This window comes from Psychromonas hadalis ATCC BAA-638 (genome assembly GCF_000420245.1).
Taxonomy (GTDB): domain Bacteria; phylum Pseudomonadota; class Gammaproteobacteria; order Enterobacterales; family Psychromonadaceae; genus Psychromonas; species Psychromonas hadalis.
In genome coordinates, this window is sequence record NZ_ATUO01000285.1 from 1 (window position 1) to 2,228 (window position 2,228).

At 36.2% G+C, this 2,228-nt stretch carries 1 protein-coding gene and 1 pseudogene; one reads left to right on the forward strand and one right to left on the reverse strand.

What is annotated here, in order from left to right:
• A pseudogene (locus tag G322_RS24435) lies at positions 1-493 on the forward strand (transposase); the annotation flags it as partial.
• A 99-nt stretch (positions 494-592) separates the two neighbouring features.
• On the opposite strand, the gene G322_RS0118825 reads toward G322_RS24435, so the two are convergent.
• Positions 593-1,264: a substrate-binding periplasmic protein gene (locus G322_RS0118825; protein WP_022943217.1), complete on the reverse strand. Its 672-nt coding sequence runs from the start codon at positions 1,262-1,264 to the stop codon at positions 593-595.
• Positions 1,265-2,228: the final 964 nt, after the last annotated feature.

Genomic DNA, 2,228 nt, shown 5'->3' on the forward strand with positions numbered 1-2,228 from the left:
TCAACGATGTTTATCGTGAGTATCAATCATCAAATATGCGCATAAAAGAGATTGAAAAAAGTTAAAAATAGACATTTAAAATCACCCATTAAGAAAAATTTTATTGAGTATACCAGGAATAGGCTACCTCAATGCATCCGCTTTTATTGCATCAATAGGTAATGGACAAGCTTTTACGACTGCTAAAGAGTTTGCTGTTTGGTTAGGTATTACTCCAAAACAGTTTGCTTCGGATAATAAGAGCGTCATGGGTGGGATCCGCATGCGTGGTGACGGATATTTACGTAAAATGCTTATCCATGGCGCACGTGCAGTGATTAATCATGCAAGTAAAAAGCAAGATGCATTAAATCAATGAGTTTGCCAATTAAGAGAGAGAAAAAGCGTCAATTACACCGCCGTTGCAACGGCTCATAAACTCGCCCGTATCATGTGGACATTACTTCAAAAAAACTGCTATTACACGCCACAAGTAGTAAAGGCTGTCGTATGATTTTTTACTCGTTTTACTCTCTAGCTAAGCTTGTTCGGGACAAAGGCCACGAGCCTGATTGGATGTTTAGGCTGCTAGATAGTACTTAATGAACATCAGTTAATAATATTGAAAACCATACTGCTTTAATATTTTATCATAGGTACCATCTTGCTTAATCTCTGCTAATCCCTTATTGAAGGCATTAATTACATTTTCTTTGTCAGGATTATTTCGGGAAGTGGCTAGATGGATTGTTGAAATCTGTAGAGCTGGTTCAATAAATACGACCTCATTAAGGTCGTTATCTGACGTAGTTGCAACTTCGTAACGAAAAACATCAAAAGAGATTGAGATCATATCAATCCGTTTTTTAAATAATTTGCGAACATTTAATATCTGATTGGTTGCACCTTGTTTATTAAGGTAATCAGCTTGGTCAAATTCTTTACTATTAGACCAACCACGGCTGACTCCTATTGAGTATGGGATTAAATCCAAGAGTTTTTCGAATTGACTAATACCGAGTGATTTAAGAGCGACTAAGCCGACGTGGATATCATAAATGGGTTCGCTGTATAAATAAGTTTTGTTGCGTTTATCTGTGTAATAAACACCCAATAACATATCAGATTTACCAATTTCAACTTCCTTCATTGCACGTTTCCAAGGAATAAATTTTATTGACGCTTCGATACCTGAACGCTGAAATGCTGTTTTTACAATAACGGTTATTACACCATTATTGCTCATTTCTGAACCATAATAGGGAGCCCAGTCAACGGTTACCATGGTTAGCTCTTTAGCATTAATCATTGTTAGGCAAGAGCTGAATATGAAAATTATCAATTGTAATCTACAGAGTCTTTTTTTCATCATCTATCTCCGTTATGCTCGTAAACGTATCATCGATTATAGAACAACTCTTTTTTCCATGTTTAGTGACAGAAAATAAAGCGAAGAATTTGCTGATAGCCCTATGTTACAACGATAGTTGCCTGAGATTTTTTTGAAGAAATTTACATTACCCTAAAAATATTTCCATTAAAATTGTTGATTTATATAATTAAATTTTTATTCGTCCGATTTGGTTGGGTAAAAACCCCCGTCTTTAGACGGCTATGTTTTGACTGTGTATTCCGATTTTGACCTAAAAAGGACTTTCAGTCCTTGGGTTTGAACCCTCCGTCTTCAGACGGCGGTTGTTAAGTTTAGTCAAAAAGGTTCTTGATTGCCACCTTTGCTCAGCCAGCCTTGTTGTATTTTGGCTCTGTTCCATAACAATGTTGCTGGTTTTATTGTTCAATCTAACACCTTGTAAATGTTGAGATTACGTTAATTTGCTTTATCCATAACTCTTTGTAATTTGAGTGGTTGTAGTGGCGACAACAGCAAAATGGAATAGAACCTGTATTTTGGTCAGTGGGTTGGCGTACATAACTCCTTCTTTTTTAAGGTAAAAGGAAAGAGTGTCAGTTATTTGTGCGCTTTGTTAGATGGGGTTTGTCGATCGCTTAGGAAATATCTTCAGCATATAGGGGACTCAATGTTGACCACTACATAATGAATGAACAGAGAGTTAATGAGATTGTTAGCACGATTTCAGATCTAATTATTTTCACAAAAGCCCCCGGAAACACATTTCAGCAAAATAAACATTTGAAATGTATCCTCAACAGGAGCAGTGAACTCTACAATTTGGGTACAGACTTATACCAATCCGCCTAAGTAACTGATCGTTTTTACTGGTTTAAAT

Bases quoted from the DNA above. Each gene is read 5' to 3' on its own strand.
- G322_RS0118825 (WP_022943217.1), bottom strand. From the start codon at position 1,264: ATGGTAACCGTTGACTGGGCTCCCTATTATGGTTCAGAAATGAGCAAT.